The sequence below is a fragment of the Novosphingobium sp. BL-S-21 genome (assembly GCF_055521655.1).
The window spans coordinates 1170761-1189004 of sequence record NZ_CM145496.1 but is presented as its reverse complement, the minus strand read 5'-3'; the positions used below and the strand labels follow the sequence as shown (position 1 = coordinate 1189004).

At 66.0% G+C, this 18244-nt stretch carries 18 protein-coding genes; 11 read left to right on the top strand and 7 right to left on the bottom strand.

Features of this window, described 5'->3' with window-relative positions:
• Positions 1 to 8: 8 nt before the first annotated feature.
• The 6 genes from ACZ1J6_RS13925 (at position 9) to ACZ1J6_RS13900 (ending at position 6782) form a co-directional block, all read left to right on the top strand.
• Positions 9 to 1988 carry a heme lyase CcmF/NrfE family subunit gene (locus ACZ1J6_RS13925; protein ID WP_465128129.1) on the top strand — a complete coding sequence of 660 codons (1980 nt, stop codon included), beginning with the start codon at positions 9 to 11 and terminating at the stop codon, positions 1986 to 1988.
• Positions 1985 to 2539 carry a DsbE family thiol:disulfide interchange protein gene (locus ACZ1J6_RS13920; RefSeq protein ID WP_465128128.1) on the top strand — a complete coding sequence of 185 codons (555 nt, stop codon included), beginning with the start codon at positions 1985 to 1987 and terminating at the stop codon, positions 2537 to 2539. Before ACZ1J6_RS13925 ends, ACZ1J6_RS13920 begins: the two co-directional genes overlap by 4 nt.
• On the top strand, positions 2539 to 2973 hold the full coding sequence (locus ACZ1J6_RS13915; protein ID WP_465128127.1) for a cytochrome c-type biogenesis protein: 435 nt from the start codon (positions 2539 to 2541) through the stop codon (positions 2971 to 2973). The genes ACZ1J6_RS13920 and ACZ1J6_RS13915 overlap by 1 nt, the downstream gene beginning before the upstream one ends.
• Entirely contained in the window at positions 2970 to 3761 is a 792-nt protein-coding gene (locus ACZ1J6_RS13910) for a tetratricopeptide repeat protein (protein ID WP_465128126.1), read from the top strand. Before ACZ1J6_RS13915 ends, ACZ1J6_RS13910 begins: the two co-directional genes overlap by 4 nt.
• A 105-nt stretch (positions 3762 to 3866) precedes the next feature.
• Positions 3867 to 5825 carry a potassium transporter Kup gene (locus tag ACZ1J6_RS13905; protein ID WP_132263582.1) on the top strand — a complete coding sequence of 653 codons (1959 nt, stop codon included), beginning with the start codon at positions 3867 to 3869 and terminating at the stop codon, positions 5823 to 5825.
• A gap of 111 nt (positions 5826 to 5936) precedes the next feature.
• Positions 5937 to 6782, top strand: coding sequence for a hypothetical protein (locus ACZ1J6_RS13900; RefSeq protein ID WP_314464403.1), 846 nt, complete (start codon positions 5937 to 5939; stop codon positions 6780 to 6782).
• A 41-nt stretch (positions 6783 to 6823) separates the two neighbouring features.
• On the opposite strand, the gene ACZ1J6_RS13895 is transcribed toward ACZ1J6_RS13900, so the two are convergent.
• The 6 genes from ACZ1J6_RS13895 to ACZ1J6_RS13870 all read right to left on the bottom strand — a co-directional run bounded on the left by ACZ1J6_RS13895 (position 6824) and on the right by ACZ1J6_RS13870 (position 13324).
• Positions 6824 to 7477, bottom strand: coding sequence for an inner membrane-spanning protein YciB (locus ACZ1J6_RS13895; RefSeq protein WP_132263578.1), 654 nt, complete (start codon positions 7475 to 7477; stop codon positions 6824 to 6826).
• Complete coding sequence (gene ftsY, locus ACZ1J6_RS13890; RefSeq protein WP_132263576.1) at positions 7477 to 8418, bottom strand: signal recognition particle-docking protein FtsY; 942 nt, start codon at positions 8416 to 8418, stop codon at positions 7477 to 7479. The genes ACZ1J6_RS13895 and ftsY overlap by 1 nt, the downstream gene beginning before the upstream one ends.
• The gene (locus ACZ1J6_RS13885; RefSeq protein WP_132263574.1) at positions 8415 to 9632 is read right to left on the bottom strand and encodes a MiaB/RimO family radical SAM methylthiotransferase; all 1218 of its coding nucleotides are present in this window, start codon (positions 9630 to 9632) and stop codon (positions 8415 to 8417) included. The genes ftsY and ACZ1J6_RS13885 overlap by 4 nt, the downstream gene beginning before the upstream one ends.
• Entirely contained in the window at positions 9629 to 10447 is an 819-nt protein-coding gene (gene dapF, locus ACZ1J6_RS13880) for a diaminopimelate epimerase (protein WP_132263572.1), read from the bottom strand. The genes ACZ1J6_RS13885 and dapF overlap by 4 nt, the downstream gene beginning before the upstream one ends.
• A gap of 59 nt (positions 10448 to 10506) precedes the next feature.
• Positions 10507 to 12186: a putative bifunctional diguanylate cyclase/phosphodiesterase gene (locus ACZ1J6_RS13875; RefSeq protein WP_431566758.1), complete on the bottom strand. Its 1680-nt coding sequence runs from the start codon at positions 12184 to 12186 to the stop codon at positions 10507 to 10509.
• Between the two features lie 202 nt (positions 12187 to 12388).
• Positions 12389 to 13324: an isopenicillin N synthase family dioxygenase gene (locus ACZ1J6_RS13870; protein WP_431566742.1), complete on the bottom strand. Its 936-nt coding sequence runs from the start codon at positions 13322 to 13324 to the stop codon at positions 12389 to 12391.
• 155 nt (positions 13325 to 13479) lie between these two features.
• Between ACZ1J6_RS13870 and ACZ1J6_RS13865 the strand changes: the two genes are divergently transcribed.
• The 3 genes from ACZ1J6_RS13865 to ACZ1J6_RS13855 all read left to right on the top strand — a co-directional run bounded on the left by ACZ1J6_RS13865 (position 13480) and on the right by ACZ1J6_RS13855 (position 14648).
• On the top strand, positions 13480 to 13893 hold the full coding sequence (locus ACZ1J6_RS13865; protein WP_132263568.1) for an EVE domain-containing protein: 414 nt from the start codon (positions 13480 to 13482) through the stop codon (positions 13891 to 13893).
• Positions 13894 to 14023: 130 nt separating this feature from the next.
• A complete protein-coding gene (locus ACZ1J6_RS13860) occupies positions 14024 to 14206 on the top strand; it encodes a CsbD family protein (protein ID WP_132263566.1) in 183 nt (60 codons plus the stop codon).
• Between the two features lie 223 nt (positions 14207 to 14429).
• Positions 14430 to 14648 carry a hypothetical protein gene (locus tag ACZ1J6_RS13855; protein WP_465128125.1) on the top strand — a complete coding sequence of 73 codons (219 nt, stop codon included), beginning with the start codon at positions 14430 to 14432 and terminating at the stop codon, positions 14646 to 14648.
• Positions 14649 to 14675: 27 nt separating this feature from the next.
• On the opposite strand, the gene ACZ1J6_RS13850 is transcribed toward ACZ1J6_RS13855, so the two are convergent.
• Positions 14676 to 15989 carry an MFS transporter gene (locus tag ACZ1J6_RS13850; RefSeq protein ID WP_132263562.1) on the bottom strand — a complete coding sequence of 438 codons (1314 nt, stop codon included), beginning with the start codon at positions 15987 to 15989 and terminating at the stop codon, positions 14676 to 14678.
• Between the two features lie 255 nt (positions 15990 to 16244).
• Here ACZ1J6_RS13850 and pgsA point away from each other — a divergent pair, with 255 nt between their 5' ends.
• Both pgsA and ACZ1J6_RS13840 read left to right on the top strand, forming a co-directional pair.
• Positions 16245 to 16838, top strand: coding sequence for a CDP-diacylglycerol--glycerol-3-phosphate 3-phosphatidyltransferase (pgsA, locus tag ACZ1J6_RS13845; protein ID WP_132263560.1), 594 nt, complete (start codon positions 16245 to 16247; stop codon positions 16836 to 16838).
• Between the two features lie 252 nt (positions 16839 to 17090).
• Complete coding sequence (locus ACZ1J6_RS13840) at positions 17091 to 18221, top strand: MFS transporter (protein ID WP_431566759.1); 1131 nt, start codon at positions 17091 to 17093, stop codon at positions 18219 to 18221.
• Positions 18222 to 18244: the final 23 nt, after the last annotated feature.

Sequence of the window (18244 nt, the reverse complement as noted above, 5' to 3'; positions counted from 1 at the left end):
GACGCGCGATGATAGCCGAACTCGGACTTGCCGCCCTCTGGATGGCTGCGGCGCTGGCCGGCCTGCAATTGTTGGCCGGCATATTGGCATTGACCGGGCGCGGCTCCTCGCTGGGCGGGATCGTGCGGCCGGTGGCGGCGGTGCAGGGCGTCCTGGCGCTGATCGCCTTCCTCTGCCTGATCGCCGTCTTCGCGACGACGGATCTTTCCGTGAAGCTGGTGGCGATGAACTCGCACTCGCTGAAGCCGCTGATCTTCAAGGTGGCGGGAACCTGGGGCAATCACGAAGGCTCGATGCTGCTCTGGGTCACGGTGATGAGCTTGGCCGGTGGCTTCGTCGCGCTCGTGGAACGGCGGCTGCCGGAGCCGACCATGCTGGCGACCCTGGCCGGACAGGCCTTCGTCAGCCTGGGCTTCTATGCCTTCCTGCTGATCGCCTCCAACCCGTTCGACCGCCTTTCCCCGGTCCCGGAGGAAGGCAATGGGCTCAATCCCCTGCTGCAGGATCTTGGGCTCGCGTTCCATCCGCCCACGCTCTACCTCGGTTATGTCGGTCTTTCGGTGGCCTTCAGCTTCGCCATCGGCGCGCTGGTCACGCGGCAGGTCGGCCCGGCTTTCGCCCGTGCCATGCGGCCCTGGGTGCTGGGCGCCTGGATTTTCCTGACGCTGGGCATCACGGCCGGCTCCTACTGGGCTTATTACGAGCTGGGCTGGGGCGGCTGGTGGTTCTGGGACCCGGTGGAAAATGCTTCCCTGATGCCCTGGCTGGCGGCGACGGCGCTGCTCCATTCGGTAAGCGTGCTGGCATCGCGCGATGCGCTGAGGGCCTGGACGGTGATGCTGGGCGTGGTGGCTTTCTCGATGTCAATGATCGGCACGTTCCTCGTGCGCTCCGGCATTCTCACCAGCGTGCACGCTTTCGCCGTGGACCCGCAGCGCGGTTCGTTCATTCTCGCGCTGCTGGCGATCAATATCGGCGGCGCCCTGACGCTCTTCGCGCTGCGGGCCGGGACCGTCACCGAAGGCGAGCGTTTCGCTCTCGTCAGCCGCGAGGGCGCGCTGGTGTTCAACAACGTCATGCTCTCGGCGATCCTGGGCATCGTCCTGTTCGGTACGCTCTACCCGCTGGTGGCTGAGACGATGGGGGCGAAAGTCTCCGTCGGACCGCCCTATTTCAATCCGATGGGCGCGCTTTTCGCGGTGCCGATGCTGGTGATCCTGGCCGTCGGTCCCATGCTGCGCTGGCGGCGCGATTCGTTCGCCCGGGTCGGCCGGTCGCTGGTCATTCCAGCGATGCTGGTGGCGGCGGGCATCATCGCCATGGTGGTGGTCGGCGGCGTCGGTCTTCTGCCCACGCTCGGCTTTGCGCTGGCGCTCGGGCTTGGCTGGGCGAGCGTGCTGCCGCTCAAGGGCCGCAACTTGCGCCGCACGCCCTTGCCGATCTGGGGCATGGTTCTCGCGCACTTCGGGATTGCCGTCTCGCTGTTCGGGATGAGCTGCGAGAGCGCATTTTCGGTCGAGAAGCTGGTTGCGGTGAAAGCCGGCGACGCGACGGCCGTGGGGCCGTGGCAGATCAAGCTGGACGCGGTGGAGCCCATGGCAGGTCCGAACTGGACCGCTCTCGAAGCCCGGCTGCTGGTTCGTTATGGCGACTACGGGAAGGTTACGCAGCTCGACCCGCAATCGCGCAGTTTCTGGGCGCCGCCGCAGCAGACCAGCGAATCGGCGCTGCTCACCCGCTGGAACGGCCAGCTTTACGCGGTGCTCGGCGGCGAGGCGGATGACGGCCGCTGGCAGCTGCGCCTGTGGTGGAAGCCTTTCGTGCCGCTGATCTGGCTGGGCGGGGTGCTCATCGCCCTGGGCGGCTTGCTGGCTCTGCTCGGCCGCGTTGCCAGCGATTTGCGCCGCATTTTCGCGCGCGAGAAGATCGCCTATCGCCGGGGCCGCATGGCCGATCTGCAGCGCGCGCAGGAGGGCGAGGAGCCATGAGCCCGCCTGTGCGAACCAAGGCGCCTGCCTGGGCGATCTGGTTGCCGCTGGGGCTGTTCCTGGCTTTCGCGGCGCTGGTCACGATCGGCCTCCTCCGGCCGGCGGACCGGACGGTCGCCAGCACCCTGATCGGCAAGCCGATGCCGGCGTTCGCGCTGCCGCCCGCCCTGCCTGACCGACCGGGCCTGGGCAGCGCCGACATCGCCAGCGGCAAGCCGCATCTCGTCAATATCTTCGCCTCGTGGTGCATTCCCTGCCGGGTCGAGGCGCCGCAATTGCGCGTTCTGGCCGGAGCGGGGGTGCCGATAGTGGGGATTTCGGTGCGCGACAGCACTGAGGCGCTGACCGGTTTTCTCAAGGAAAACGGCGATCCCTATCAACGGATCGGCGCGGACGACGATGGCAAGGTGCAATTGGCGCTGGGCTCGTCCGGCGTGCCCGAAACCTATGTGATCGATGGGCGGGGCGTCATCCGCTACCAGCACATCGGTGAGATCCGCCCCGAGCATGTCGCGATGATCCTGGCGAAGCTGCAGGAGGCGTCGCAGTGATGCGGCGCCCGGCAGCCTTGTCCTTGGCGACTTTGTCCCTGGCGCTGGCGCTCTGGCTGACCGTGCCCGCGGCCGCGCAGGAAGAGCAATCCACGGCGCCATTCGCTTATCGCCAGCTGGATGATCCCGCCAAGGAACAGCAGGCGCAGGCGCTGATGGAAACGCTGCGCTGCCTGCAATGCCAGGGCCAGTCGATTGCTGATTCGGATGCGCCCATCGCCGGGTCCATGCGCTCGCTGGTGCGCGAGCGAATCGCTGCCGGCGAGCAGCCCGAGGCGATTCGCGGCTGGCTGATCGAGCGCTATGGCGACTACGTCAGTTATGCACCGCAGCTTACCTCGCTGACCTGGCCGCTGTTCGCCTTGCCGGTCGTGCTGATCGGGCTGGCCGCGCTGCTCCTGCGCAAGCGTTTTCGCCGGGGAGAAGCGCGATGACCTGGGTTTTTGTCGCCTTGCTGGCCATCCTGTCCTTCCTGGCCATCGTCTTCCTGTTCAAGGCGCCGAAAGGCGGCCGAGAGGCGGTGGCGGCGGCACTGATGCTGGGGGCGGCAGGCTATGCCGCTCAGGGGCGGCCCGGCGAAGCCGGAGCGCCCAAGGAAGCCACGGACGCGCAGAATCCGGAAGCTGGCCAATTCTTCGTGGAGGCCCGTGCCCGCTTGCGGGACCAGGGCATCCCCACCAGCAATCATTGGGTCATCATTTCCGACGGGCTGGCGCGCAATGGCCATTATGCCGATGCCGCGCAGCTCCTGCGCGGGGCTATCGAGGACGATCCCAAGGATTCCGAAGCCTGGCTGGCCCTGGGCAACGTCCTTGTCGCCCATTCGGAAGGCGTGCTGACGCCGCCCGCGCTCTATGCCTACCGGCGGGCCGTCAAGGCCGATCCGAAGGCGCCGGGGCCGCCTTATTTCCTGGGGCTGGCCATGGCTCAGTCCGGTCAATTGACGCAGGCACGCGCATTATGGGCCGATCTGCTGAAGACGGCGCCCAAGGATGCGGACTGGCGGGTGTCAGTGGCGCAGCAGCTTCAGCGGCTCGATGTCTTCATCGCCAGCCAATCGCCGTCGGCCGTACAGGCGGAGGCGCAGACCCGGCAGGAACCGGACGACAGGGGTCAAGATGCTCAGGCTCAAGAACTTCGGGCCCCGGAATCCGGGCCTGAACCCATGAAAGAGCGGAGCCCGCCATCGCGGAATCCCCAGCCCATGCCGCCGCGTCGATGAACCTTCAACTAACGGTCGTTGCTAGGCTCCGATCATGCTGCTAACGGCGGGCGCTTGTTGCGGGGGTGAAATGCCGACGCGGCAAAGCCATTACGGGGCGCTGGAATGAGTGATGCAAGTTCGGACACGGCTGTCGTTCCGACGGTGATCGATCCGGCGACGGGGCATAAAGCCCCCGCCGCGGGTGGACATGGTTCCGGCAACATAACCAAGCTCGCGCTCGGTGCCGTGGGCGTCGTCTTCGGCGACATCGGCACCAGCCCGCTTTACGCCTTCCGGGAAACCTTCGTCGGCCCGCACCCGCTGGCGATCGACGAACTGCACGTTCTCGGCGTGGTCAGCCTGATCTTCTGGTCGATGACGCTGGTCGTTTCGGTCCAGTACGTGGGCATCCTGATGCGGGCGGACAACAAGGGGCAGGGCGGCAGCCTGGCGCTCGTGGCGCTGATCTCGGGCGCGATCCGCAAGTCGCGCTACGGTTCGCTGGTGGTCCTGCTGGGCGTCTTCGCGACCTCGCTGTTCTACGGCGACTCGATGATTACCCCCGCCGTTTCGGTGCTGTCCGCGGTCGAGGGCCTCACTGTCGTCGAATCGCGACTGGCGCCGCTGGTGCTGCCGATCGCGCTGGTCCTGCTGATCGCACTGTTCGTGATCCAGAAGAGCGGAACCGCCAAAGTCGGGGCGCTCTTCGCGCCGGTGATGATCGTCTATTTCGCCGTGCTCGCCATTCTCGGCATCTACCATCTCGTCCAGATGCCGTCAGTGCTGGTGGCGCTGAACCCGTGGTACGCCATCCAGTTCTTCATGACCGACAAGGTCCTGGGCTTCCTGGCCCTGGGCTCGGTCGTGCTGGCCGTGACCGGCGCGGAAGCGCTCTATTCCGACATGGGCCATTTCGGCCGCGGCCCGCTGCGCCTGTCGTGGTTCGGGGTCGTCATGCCCTGCCTGCTGATCAACTACTTCGGCCAGGCGGCGATGATCCTCGGGCTCGACGATTCGGCCGCGGCAGAGGCGATGAAGAACCCGTTCTTCAACCTCGCACCCGAAAACCTGCGCCTGCCGCTGGTGATCCTGGCCACTTGCGCCACCTTCATCGCCAGCCAGGCGGTGATTTCGGGCGCCTTCTCGATCACTCACCAGGCGATGCAGCTCGGCTTCATCCCGCGTCTCTCCACTCGCCACACCAGCGAGCACGAGGTGGGCCAGATCTACATTCCCTTCGTCAACTGGGCGTTGATGACCGGCGTGATCGTGCTGGTCCTGGTGTTCCAGAACTCGTCGAACCTCGCCTCGGCCTACGGCATCGCGGTGACCGGCGCGATGCTGATCGACACCTGCCTCATGGCGGTGCTGCTGATCGTGCTCTGGCGCTGGAAGCTGTGGATGGCGATCCCGGTGATCGTCACCTTCTTCGTCGTCGACGGCGCCTATTTCGCGGCGAATGCCACCAAGGTGCCGGACGGCGGCTGGTTCCCGCTGCTGATCGGCGGCATCGCCTTCACCCTGCTGACGACCTGGAACAAGGGGCGCCGCCTCATGCGCGTTCGCATGACCGAGGCCGCCCTGCCGCTCAACGTCTTCGCGAAGAGCGCGCATGGCTCGGCGGCGCGGGTGCCGGGCACGGCGATCTTCATGGCATCGAGCAATGCCGGGGTGCCTTCGGCGCTGCTGCACAACATCAAGCACAACAAGGTGCTGCACGAGCGCGTGGTGGTGCTGACGGTCGAAGTTCAGGACGTGCCTTATGTCGAGCCGGCCGAACGCTATTCGGTGACCGACCTGGGGCAGGGCTTCTATCGCATGACGCTGCGTTACGGCTTCATGGAAGAGACCGACATCCCGGCCGCGCTCGCGCATTCCGAGATGTGCGGCGGCCCGTTCGAAATGATGAAGACCAGCTTCTTCCTCTCGCGCCAGACCCTGGTTCCCTCGGCCAAGCCCGGCATGGCGATCTGGCGCGAAAAGCTGTTCGCCTGGATGATGCGCAATGCGGCCAGCGCGATGGAGTTCTTCCGCTTGCCCACCAACCGCGTGGTCGAACTGGGCAGCCAGCTGGAAATCTGAGCCATGCGGGCAGGGGCGGCATCCTTGCCGCCCTGTTGACGGTATTTGTCATCAGTTTCAAACATAACGGTCTGATAGGACGCAACTTTACTTCTCCAACAAGGGGGTGAGATGCGTTCCTGTTACCTCTCGGCCGGTGCGGCCCTGATCCTTCCGGCGCTGGCGCTGTCCTCGGGCGCGAAAGCGGCGACTTGCGACGAGACGTTCGCCAAGGCCGGCTCCATTCTCAGCGGCATGCGCTTCACGGCCACGGTGACCGTTCCCGACCTGACACCGGCCAGCGCCATCGGCCAGATGCGGGGAATCGTCGCGGCCAAGGGCTACGACGTGATCGTCGCCGAGCCGGATGATGGATCCATGCTGATCGAGCAGCCGCAGACCGGCAAGGCGCGCGCCTTCCCGATCACGATCACTGCCACCAATGCCGGCGGGCAGGGCACCGTGCAGATGGAAGCGAAGCTGCGCGGAGGGCAGACGGTGCCGGCAGAGGCGGCCAAGACCGAGATGTGCGAGATGCTCGGCGGCCTCAAGGGCGGCAAGGCCGGTCTGGCGGCGGCCAGCAGCGGCATGAAGGCGGTCAGCACCGCGCCGCCGCTCGAAATGGATGCGCTCTCGCTGTCGCAGCAGATCTCGAAGGACACCGAGCGCAATGCCGCGGCCATTCCGCTGCGCTATGAAAACAAGAGCTTCATCATCAAGGGCATGGTGGGCGAGATCGCCAAGGATCGGGGCGACTATATCGTCACCTACAAGATCCCCCAGCCTTACGAGCAGGCCATCCGCCTGCCGGGCCAGGCGGCGTTCAAGACCGATATCGCCTGTGTCATGGCCAAAGGGCAGGCCGCGTTCACCCTGCAGCTCAAGCCGGGCAAGACCATTCGCATGAGCGGGGTCTACGACAATTTCAGCCCCACCGACCACATCCTCCTGTTGAAGGACTGTCGCTCGGTCGGCTGACGAGGCGGGCGGCGGCCGTGCCGCTGCCCCCCCCGCTTCGCTCAGTCGTGCGGCGGGTTCTCGATCACTTCTTCCTTCGCAGCCTCGCCCATGCCGTGCTTGAGCACCATGGGCAGCTGCGAGAACGTGAAGACGAACGACAGCACGGTGAAGCCCCAGAGCTTGGCCTGGAGCCAGGTGTCGAAGCTGACGGTGAAGACCAGCGCGGTGTTGAGAACGGCCAGGAGCAGGAAGAACCAGGCCCAGTTGCGCGACAGCTTCATCCAGCCTTCCTCGTTCAATCCCTCGAACGCGGATTGCAGCAGGTATTTCAGCATGGGCTTGCCGCGCATGAGGCCGAAGAACAGCACGCCCGCGAACATCAGGTAGACGGCGGTGGGCTTGATCTGGATCCAGAAGGCATCGTGGAACACCACGGTGAGCGCGCCGAAGCCGACGATCAGCACAGTCGTCAGCCAGAGCATTGGCGAGATGTGGCCGAGGCGCCATTTCGAAATGCCCAGCGCAATCACGGTGGCGACCATGAAGGCCACGGTGCCCTTGATCACGGCGGAAACCGTGCCGATGGTGTCTCCCTCGCCGGTCGGCGAGAAATGGCGATAGGCCAGGAAGAAGACGAGCAGCGGGCCGAAATCGACGACGAGATTGACCCAGGAACTCTTGGGTTTCTCGGCAGGCGTGGTCTGGCTGTTCATCAGGCGATCCCGGCGATGACCCGCGCGAGCAGATCCGGGTTGAAGGGGCGCAAGTCGTCGATCTTCTCGCCGACGCCGATGGCGTGGATGGGCAGGCCGTACTGCTCGGCCGCCGCGACGAGGACGCCGCCGCGGGCCGTGCCGTCCAGCTTGGTCATGATGAGGCCGGAGACGCCCGCCACTTCCTTGAAGATCTCGATCTGCGAAAGCGCATTCTGGCCGTTGGTGGCGTCGAGCACGAGCACCACGTCGTGCGGCGCCTCGGGGTTGAGGCGGCCCAGCACGCGGCGGATCTTGGACAGTTCGTCCATCAGTTCGCGCTTGTTCTGCAGGCGGCCGGCGGTGTCGACGATGAGGGCGTCGATGCCCTGGTCGGTCGCGGCCTTCACCGCATCGAAGACGATGGAGGCCGGGTCGCCGCCCTCGGGGCCCTTGATGAGCGGAACGCCCAGACGGTCGGCCCAGACGCCGAGCTGGCCGATCGCGGCGGCGCGGAACGTGTCGCCCGCCGCCAGCATGACCGAGTAGTCCTGCTCCTGGAACAAGTGCGCCAGCTTGGCGATCGTGGTGGTCTTGCCCGAGCCGTTGACGCCGATCACCAGGATCACCTGCGGGCGGGGGAAGGCCACGACGTCGAGCGGCTTGGCGACCGGGCGCAGAATTTCCGCGATCTCGCGGGCGACCACTTCCATGATCGCGCGTTCGTCCGCGTCCCGCTCGAAGCGTTCCTCGGCCAGGCGGGCGCGGATGCGGGCGGCGGCGCGGGGGCCGAGGTCCGACATGATCAGCGCGTCTTCGAGAGCATCGAGCTGGGCATCGTCCAGCTTCGACTTGCCGACGATGCCGGAAAGGTTCTCGCTCAGGCGTTCCGAGGTCTTGCGGAAGCCGCCGAACAGGCGGTCGGACCAGTCGCGGTCAGCCTGCTGGCCATCGGTACTCATGATTCCAGTATTCCTTCGACTACCCTTGCGGGCGTAACGCGGATCAGCGTGCCGGGCTGCACATGGTCGGGCAGGCGCCCAGGGAGACGTACCGGCGCGAAGTTTTCCGCATGGCCTTTCGCGCCTCTTTCGGCAAGCACGGATAGCGGCTGGCCGATGAGCCCCGTGAGCCAGTTCGCCCTGGTTCCGGCGATCTTCTCGCGCAGTTCGCCTGCGCGGGACCGGATCGTGGCGGCCTCCACTTGCGGCATGCGCGCCGCCGGGGTGCCGGGCCGCTGCGAATAGGGGAAGACGTGGCCGTGGACGACCTGCAGTTCCTCGATGATCGAGAGATTGGCGGCATGGGCTTCCTCGTCCTCGGTCGGGAAGCCGGCGATGAGATCGGCGCCGATGGCGATTTCGGGGCGGCGCGCGCGCAGGCCAGAGACCAGTTCCAGCGCATCGGCGCGGCTGTGGCGGCGCTTCATGCGCTTCAGGATCAGGTCGTGGCCGTGCTGGAGCGAGAGATGGACATGCGGCATGACCCGCGGCTCGCTGGCCAGCAGCGCGAACAGCGTCTCGTCCACTTCGGCGCCGTCGATCGAGGACAGGCGCAGGCGGGGCAGGCCGGGGAAGCGGGCGAGGATCGCTTCGCAGAGCGTGCCGAGGCGCGGCGATCCGGGAAGATCGCCGCCCCAGGAGGTGAGGTCCACGCCGGTCAGCACGATCTCGTTGACGCCGGCGTCGGTGTGGACGGCCAGGTCGTGGAGGACTTCGGCCACGGTGCGTGAGCGGCTGGGCCCGCGGCCTTGCGGGATCACGCAGAAAGTGCAGGCATGGTCGCAGCCGTTCTGGACCTGCACGAAACCGCGCGTATAGGCGCGCCGCGCGGTCAGGCCGGGGGAAGGCGCAATGGGCGCTGGCGGGACGTTCCAGGCGCGCGGATCGAGCTTGGCGGTGTTGGCGACGATGCCGTCGACTTCGGGCATGGCGGCCAGCATCGCGCGTTCCACTTCAGCCGCGCAGCCGGTGACGATCAGGCGCGCGTCCGGGTGGGCCTTGCGGGCGCGGCGGATCGCCTGACGCGTCTGGCGCACGGCTTCCGCCGTCACGGCGCAGGAATTGACGACCACCAGGCCTTCGGGCTGATCCTCGGCCCCGCGCAGCAAGCCGCGCAGCGTTTCGCTCTCGGAAATGTTGAGGCGGCAGCCGAGCGAATGGACTTCGACAGTCAATCTGGGATCCCGTAGTCCGCCGTTTCGAACGAGCCGCGGAACGATTCGGTGGCCGGGCCGGTCATGACGATTTCGTCGTCCGCCCGCCATTCGATGGCCAGCGGGCCGCCGGGAAGGGTGACGGTGACCTTGCGGTCGACCAGGCCGCGCCGCATGGCGCCGATGGCAGTGGCGCAGGCGCCCGTGCCGCAAGCGCGTGTCAGTCCGGCGCCGCGCTCCCAGACGCGCAGGGTGATGGCGTCGCGGGCCGTCACGGCTGCGACGTTCACGTTGATGCGCTCGGGAAACAGCGGATCGTTTTCGATCAGGGGGCCGAGCCGGGCCATGTCGATGCCATAGGGATCGTCGACGAAGAAGATGACGTGCGGATTGCCGACATTGACGGCGATGGGATTGACGAGTTCCTCCCAGGCCACCGGCAGGCTGCGCGTGTCCATCGGATAGCCAAGCGGGATCGCGTTCCAGTCGAAGCGGGGCTTGCCCATCTCGACGCTGATGCCGCTGCCCCTGGGCGTGGTGGAGACGATGCCGCCCAGCGTTTCCACAGTGGCCGGCCGGCCGTGCAGCAGGCCCACCGCGCGGGTGGCATTGCCGCAGGCTTCCACTTCGCTGCCGTCGCCATTGAAGATGCGCATGCGGAAGTCGCCGCGATCGGAAGGCGTGAGGACAATGAGCTGGTCACAGCCGATGCCGGTATGGCGATCGGCGAGCGCGGCGGCGAGCGCAGCGTTCACGACCGGCAGCGCGGCGGTGCGTCCATCGAGCACGACGAAGTCGTTGCCCAGTCCATGCATCTTGGTGAAGTCGATCCGCATGGCGGGCGATTTATGCGTTGCGGGGCGCGAGGTCCAGAAAAAGCCGCGAGGCGCTCGCTTCAGGCCAGACGGGCCTGCGGATCCGGCGCGGCGCCGGCGGCCCGCTGCTCGTCCATGCGTGCGGCTTCGATGCGGCGGCGCAAGGCGGCCAGATCGCTGACGGCTTCGGCATCGGCCACGATCTCCATGCCTTCCAGCCACTCGGCCAGATGCTCGGCGGGACGCGGCTTGCCGTAGAGATAGCCCTGGCCCTTGATGCGATCGTATTGCTGGAGGTGGGACAGGACTTCGCTGGTCTCGATCCCCTCGGCCGTGACGGGCAGGTCGAGACCCTTGCCGAGCAGGGCGATGGCGTGGACGATGGCCATGCTGTCCTTGTTCTCGGCCAGGCCCGATATGAAGCTGCGATCGATCTTGATGCGGTCGAACGGCAGGCTGCGCAGCATTGCCAGCGAATTGAACCCCGTGCCGAAATCGTCGAGGCTTACCTTGATCCCCTGGTTCTTCAGGCTGGCGATCAGCGTGCGGACCTGGGTGAGGTTCTGGTGAAGGCACGATTCGGTGATCTCTATCTCCAGCCGATGGGGCGGGAAACTGGCCTCCACCAAAAGCTTCAGCAGCTTCTGGGCGAACCAGGGGTCGCGCATCTGCAGGGGCGAGATATTGACCGAAAGCGTCAGCCGGGCGTCCCAGCCCCGCGCATCGTCCAGGGCGCGGGCGATGAGCTGTTCGGAGAGTTCGGCAATGGCGCCGATGTCCTCGGCCACGGGAATGAAGATGTCCGGCGCGACGATCCCGAACAGCGGCGAGTTCCAGCGCGCCAGCATCTCGAAGCCGGTCAGCTCGCCGGTCTGGAGATCGATCTGCTGCTCGTAGAAGGGCACGAATTCGCCATTGGCGATGCCCTGGCGAATGCCGAACTCCAGATCGCTGCGGAAGCGCATCTCTTCGGCCATGGCCGTTTCGAACCAGTAGAAGCTGTTCCGGCCCTGGCGCTTGGCGTGATACATGGCGATATCCGCCATCTCGAGCAGGGCCTGGGCATCGGGCCCCGGCACTCGCTCGCCGGAGGGGGCGGAGCGGGGAGCATCCGAACGGGGAATATCCGAACGGGCCAGGCCGATCGAGGCCGTCACGTCGATCGGGGTGGAATTGACCGAGACGCTCTGGCCGATGGCCTCGACCAGCGAGGCGGCGATGCGGTCGATTCGCTCGACCCGGCTCCGGTCGAACTCCACGGCGACCGCGAATTCGTCTCCGCCGATGCGGCTGATCAGGGCGCGGTCCGGCAGGCATCCGGAAATGCGGCGCGCGCATTCCTGGAGCAGGCGGTCGCCGGTGTTGTGGCCATTGTAGTCGTTGACCTGCTTGAAATTGTCGAGGTCGATCATCGCCAGCATCACTGCCCGGTCGCGCAGCGCGGCCTCGCGGATCAGGGCGTCCACCGCGCGGTGGAAGCTGCGGCGATTGAGGAAGCCGGTGAGGGGATCGGTTTCCGCCAGGTGGCGGGCGTGCCGTTCGGCGCGCTTGCGCTGCTGGATTTCCTCGCAGAGCTGGCGATAGCGGCTCCATCCGAAGATGATGATGGCGACGTTGAGGAGGAAGGCGTTGACCAGGAACCGGTCGGGCGCTGGACCTTGTCCGGTCAGCGACTTCACGACCGAAGGACCGATCGCCGCGCCGGTGGCGAGGAACAGCAGGATCGCGGCCGTGACGATACCGAGCGCGACGATGTCCACCGGGCGATCGGCCTCGTTATCCGGGCCTTCGTTCGCCGCTTCGGTCGCCTCGCCAACCAGGGCGTATCGTGTGGCCTCCGTTTCCGTCACTCCAGTTACCCCCTGCTTGAACCCCGGTGAGTTCCTTAGCGCAGTGGACTGAAATATTGGTTAAATCGGAGAAGCAGCGGTGCTCCCGGGATCTTCCGGGAGCACCGATCGATCACATCTTGAGGCCGATTTCGCGCAGGCGCTCCTGCAGGTAATCGTCCGCCGTGATGCTCAGCGGGTAGCGGTCGGGGTTCTCTTGCGTGATGCACTGGTCGAGCGTCTTGAACGGGAAATCGCTGCGCAAGTGCAGGAAGAAGGGCATCGAATAGCGGCTGTGCGCCGCGCGGTCGCCCTCGGGATTGCGCACGCGGTGCGTGGTCGAGGGGAGGACGTGATTGGTCAGGCGCTGGAGCATGTCGCCGATGTTGATGACGACCGCGCCTTCGGGCGGGGCGACCGAAAGCCACTCGCCGTTCTTGCCCTGCAGTTCCAGGCCGGCTTCCTGCGCGCCGAGAAGAAGGGTGATGAGGTTGATGTCCTCATGCGCGCCCGCGCGGATGGCGCCGCCCGCGCCTTGCACCACGGGGGGATAGTGCAGCAGGCGCAGCACCGAGTTGCCGTCCTCGATCGCAGGATCGAACCAGCGGGCGTCGAGACCGAGGTAGACGGCGATCGCCGAGAGGATTTCCGCGCCGGCCTTGTCGAACTGGGCATAGAGTTCGGTGAAGGTCTCCTGGAAGCCTTCGACTTCGCCGGGCCAGATATTGGGCGGCATCGAGGCGGCGAGGGGCGAGCCGGCCGGCAGGTCGCGGCCGATGTGCCAGAACTCCTTGAGGTCCTTTTCGGTGGCACCCTTGGCCACTTCGGTGCGGAACGGCGTATAGCCGCGCGCGCCGCCCTGGCCGGGGATGAAGCGGCTGCGCTTCACGTCGTCGGGCAGGGCGAAGAAAGCGGCGGTCATCTCCCAGGCGCGGTCGATCAGGGCCTGGTCGATGCCGTGGTCGCGGACCATGGCGAAACCGAAAGTGCGGAAGCTCTCGCCGATGCGCTGCGAGAATTCGGCGCGGTCGTCTGCGAGGCTGAGGACGGGAATCTGGGCAAGGTTCATCATGGTCTTCCAACAGGATCGGCGGCCCGTGGTAAGCGGGCGGTGACCGGCGCCTCCAGCGGAAGGCCGAATCACCGAAGTTGTTTCCGTCGATTGAATCGCTATGCCGCCCCCATAGAAGCTTCCGTCCCAAATCGAAAATCGAAAGGCGATTCATGGCAAAGCGCTACTGGCTGATGAAGTCCGAACCGGATGCCTACGGCTGGGACGATCTGGTCGCGGAAGGTGAGGGCACCTGGGACGGCGTGCGCAACCACCGCGCCGCGGGCAACTTGCGCGCCATGGAAGTGGGGGACGAGGCTTTCTTCTATCATTCGAACATCGGCAAGGAGATCGTGGGCATCGTCACGATCAGCCAGTCCGGCCTCACCGATCCGTCCGATCCCGAGGGCAAATGGGCGGCGGTGAAAGTGAAGCCGGTGCGCAAGGTGGCGCGTCCGGTCACGCTCAAGCAGATCAAGGCCGATCCCAGGCTGGCCGACATGGAAATGATCCGGCTGTCGCGCCTTTCGGTGGCGGAAGTGACGCCGGAAGACTGGAAGTACATCCTGACCCTGGCCGGCGGATAAGGCAGGCGAAAAGATTCGTCGCCGCTGCGGAACGCTTCGGCGCAGCGGCCTGCAACTTCCAGCGCCCTGGTCCGGTTTCTTGTTCGTGTAGACGGCGGATTTCTGCCGAAACCGAAAAGGAGTACCGATCATGGGCGAACTGAAGGACACCATCAAGGGTCTGGGCAACGAGATTGCCGGCAACGCCAAGCAGGCCGCGGGCAAGGCTCGCAACGACCCGGCCCAGCAGGCTGAAGGCAAGGCCCAGGAAACCAAGGGCGAGCTTCAGCAGGGCGTTGGCAAGGTCAAGGGCGCCCTCGGCGACCGGATCTGACCACGCGCCGCGGCTCCATGCCAAAGCGTTCGAAAAGGGTCGCCCAAGGGCGGCCCTTTTTCGTTTGGGCCTTGATCGCTGCGATGGCAGAAAACCGAGGAATCTTCGCCTGTTAAAGGTCGTTCATGGCCTGCCTGGCAGCCGTACCGTCCCGGATCGGGATGTCTCTTTCGGGCGAGTGGTCAAAGGTAAACAATGTCCTAAGGTGCGTCCCATGTGGAGCATGTCAAGACGCGCACTCGTCCTCACCCATGAGCGGGCCGGCCATCCCTTCCGGCGCTCTCTGCCTCGTCATGTCTTCCGGGGCATGCGGCCCCCTGCCGTGGAGGCCGCGGAAAATGCCGAGGCCCGGATCGCCTGGGAAATGACCGGCGGAGACTGGCGCAGTTTCCTTTCGGCCTATTGCGTGAGCCTGGCCGTGGTGGTCGCCTTCATCGCCTGAAGGGCCTGGCCCCGATCGGGCTGGAGATCAGGGACGCCTGGCGGCGCGTTCGGCCCGGTACAGCAGGTACCCCAGCCAGGCCGAAGCGACGCAGCACAGCGCCACGACCATAAGCTGGGTGACCACGGGCAGGCCCAGCAGCGACATCAGCCCGGTGGCGATGGCACCGACAACCATGGCGCCCGAATTCACGATATTGTTGGCCGCGATGGTGCGGGCGGTCTGCGACTTGTCGACGAAAGTCGTCAGGAAGGCGTAGAGCGGCACCACGAACATGCCCCCGCTCACGGCGATGCCGAGCAGGGTGAGCAGCAGCGGCACGGCCAGCGGCTGGACCACGAACGTGCCGACGTTCATCAGCACTTCCGGCCCTTCGTGCGGCGGCCAGATCGCGCAGACTTCCTGAAATGCCAGCAGGAACAGGCCCATGCCGATCACCGATAGCGGCGACCAGCGCGCGGAAACGGTACCCTTGAGCAGGGCATTGATCGCTACCGAACCGATGGCGACGCCCACCGAGAAGATCACCAGGAACAGGCTGGCCACTTCCTTGCTGGCATGAAGCATGTTCTTGGCGAGGGGCGGGAACTGGATGAACAGCACGGTGCCGATCGCCCAGAAGAAGCTGATGGAGCAGATCGCCAGGTAGACCCGGCGGTCCTTCATCGTCGTGCGCACAAGGTGGATGGAGGAGCGGATGACGTGGTAGTCGATCGGCTCCGGCTTGCCCTGCGGCGGTGCGGGCGGCACCTGGCGGCCCGCGAAATAGCCCAGGCCGGCGATGATCACCACGGTGATGGCAGCGGTATCCACGCTGATCCAGCCCGCCACGATCGTGCCGGCCAGCACGGCGATATAGGTCCCGGCCTCCACCAGCCCGGTGCCTGAGAGCACTTCGTCATCGCGCAAGTGCTGGGGGAGGATCGCGTACTTGATCGGGCCGAAGAACGTCGAATGGATGCCCATGGCGAACAGCGCCAGCAGCATCAGCGGGATGGCCACCGTGTGCAGCGCTATACCCTGCCAGGCGAGCGCAAGCCCGGTCCCGCCGACCACCATGATGATGATCTCGCAGAACTTGACGATGCGGATGATTCGCGACTTGTCCCGCATGTCGGCCATCTGACCGGCGAGGGCGGAGAGCAGGAAGAAGGGGATCACGAAGATGCCGGAAGCGAGCGCGCTGAACCGGGCCTCGGCGGTTTCCGAATTGTAGACGCCGTAGACGACGAAAAGCACCATCGCGTTCTTGAACAGGTTGTCGTTGAACGCGCCAAGCAACTGGGTGACGAAGAGGGGCAGGAATCGTCTTGCCCGGATGAGTTGGGAGGTCGTGGTCATGTCGGAAAAATTCGGCGGCCTCGCTTCATCGTTGCGGCGACACTTAATGCGGTAGGGCGAGGGCACAACCCCTGTAGGCGCCGACCCGGCCTTTTTTGCCGGGGTGCGGCCGCCTGCGGGCCCTGTGGAAATGCACCGGCAACAAACACCGCCACGCCGATCGAGGCAAGGCCGAGGTGGTCGGGCGGAAATGACGCGGCACCCGATCACAAGCCAATTCTCAAACGCGAGAATCGACGCTATGGGCTAGAGAACATGCTGACCTTGCCGAATATCCTCACGCTCTCGCGGATCGTCACGCTCCCCCTGCTGGGCTTCCTGCTGTGGTGGCCCCGATGGGAATTCGGCTATGGCCTTGCCTTCGGCATCTACTGCCTGATGGGCATAACCGACTATTTCGACGGTTATCTCGCCCGGTCGAGCGGCACGGTGTCGAAACTGGGCGTGTTCCTCGATCCGATCGCGGACAAGATCATGGTCGCCACGGTGATCCTGGTGCTGACGGCGCAGGGGATTCTCACCGGGCCCTACGTCGGCGACATGCATGTGATCGCCGGTCTCATCATCCTGGTGCGTGAGATTGCCGTATCCGGCCTGCGAGAGTTCCTGGGCGGGCTGCAGGTTTCCGTGCCCGTAAGCCGCCTTGCCAAGTGGAAGACCACGTTCCAGCTGGTTTCGCTCGGCGCCCTGATCCTGGGCGCGGCGATGCCATGGTGGAACGTCGACCTGGGTGCGGTGGAGGTCAATATCCCGCATACCGTCGGGCTCACCACGCTCTGGGCCGCGGCCGCGTTGACGCTCATCACCGGCTGGGACTATCTGCGCGTCGGCCTGAAGCACATGGACTGAAGGCCCGCGCCGGCCTCGTTTTCGGCGGCGCTCTATTGCAAAATTGGCTATCGGGCTTGAACTCGTTGCGTTTGGCACAAGCGCGCTGACCCGGCAGGGCGCTCCGGTTCGGGGGGACTCTTCATGAAGGATAATCCCATCTCCGCGTCGCCTCGTTCCAACCCCGCCTCATTTCGCAAGCTGCAGTCCGGTGAGGAACAGGGCGGAGCACCGGGCGGCGGATCTGGCCGCGAGCGCGCGTTCGGCCCCTCCATGGTCTTTGCCCTGGCCGTTTCCGCCGGGCTGACCGTGGCCAATATCTATTATGGCCAGCCCATGCTCGGGTTGATGGAGCGCGATTTTTCCGGCGCTGCGATCACGTACGTCCCCACCGCGACTCAGCTCGGTTACGCGGGTGGATTGCTGCTGCTGGTGCCTCTGGGCGACCTGCTGGAGCGAAAGCGGCTCATCGTGCTGCAGTGCCTGGCGCTCTCGATCGCGCTGGCGCTGGTCGCGCTCGCGCCCACGGGCGGCACGGTGCTGGCGGCCTCGCTGGTCGTCGGCCTGCTTGCCTCGGTGGCGCAGCAGATCGTTCCGCTCGCCGCCAATCTCGCGCCTGAAGACAAGCGTGGTGCCGTGGTCGGCTCGGTCATGGCCGGGTTGCTCTGCGGCATTCTGCTGAGCCGGACCCTGGCCGGCTTCGTCGGCGCGGCTTTCGGCTGGCGCGCGATGTTCTGGCTGGCGGTGCCTCTGGCGCTGCTGACCGCCGGGCTGATGGCCTGGCAGCTTCCACGCAGCCGTCCGCAATCGGGCGGGCTCGGCTACCTGGGGCTGATCGCCTCGCTGCGCGATCTCTGGCGCGAATTTCCCGCGCTGCGCCTGGCGACATTCACCCAGTGCACCCAGTTCGGAGTGTTCAGCGTGTTCTGGACGATCCTGGCGCTGCACTTGCAGGAGCCGCGTTTCGGCCTCGGTTCGGAAGTGGCGGGGCTGTTCGGCGTGCTCGGGGCGGCCGGCGTCCTGGCCGCGCCCGTCGCGGGACGGATCGCCGACCGACGCGGCCCTCATCCGGTGATCGTCGCAGCCAGCGCCCTCACGCTGGTGTCCTGGCTCGTGTTCGGTTTCTGGACCTCGATCATCGGCCTGGTGGTCGGCGTGCTGCTGCTCGACTTCGCGATCCAGGCGAGCCAGATCTCCAACCAGAGCATCATCTATGCCCTGCGCCCCGAGGCGCGCTCGCGGATCAACACCGTCTACATGGCCTCGATGTTCTTCGCCGGCTCGGCCAGTTCCGGCGCGGCGACCGTGGCGTGGCACAATTGGGGCTGGACCGGCGTTGTCGTGCTCGGCACCGGGATCGCGGCGCTGGGGCTGGGCCTTCAGACTTTGCGGCGCAAGGCCTGATTTCCCGGATCGCGCGCCCGGGA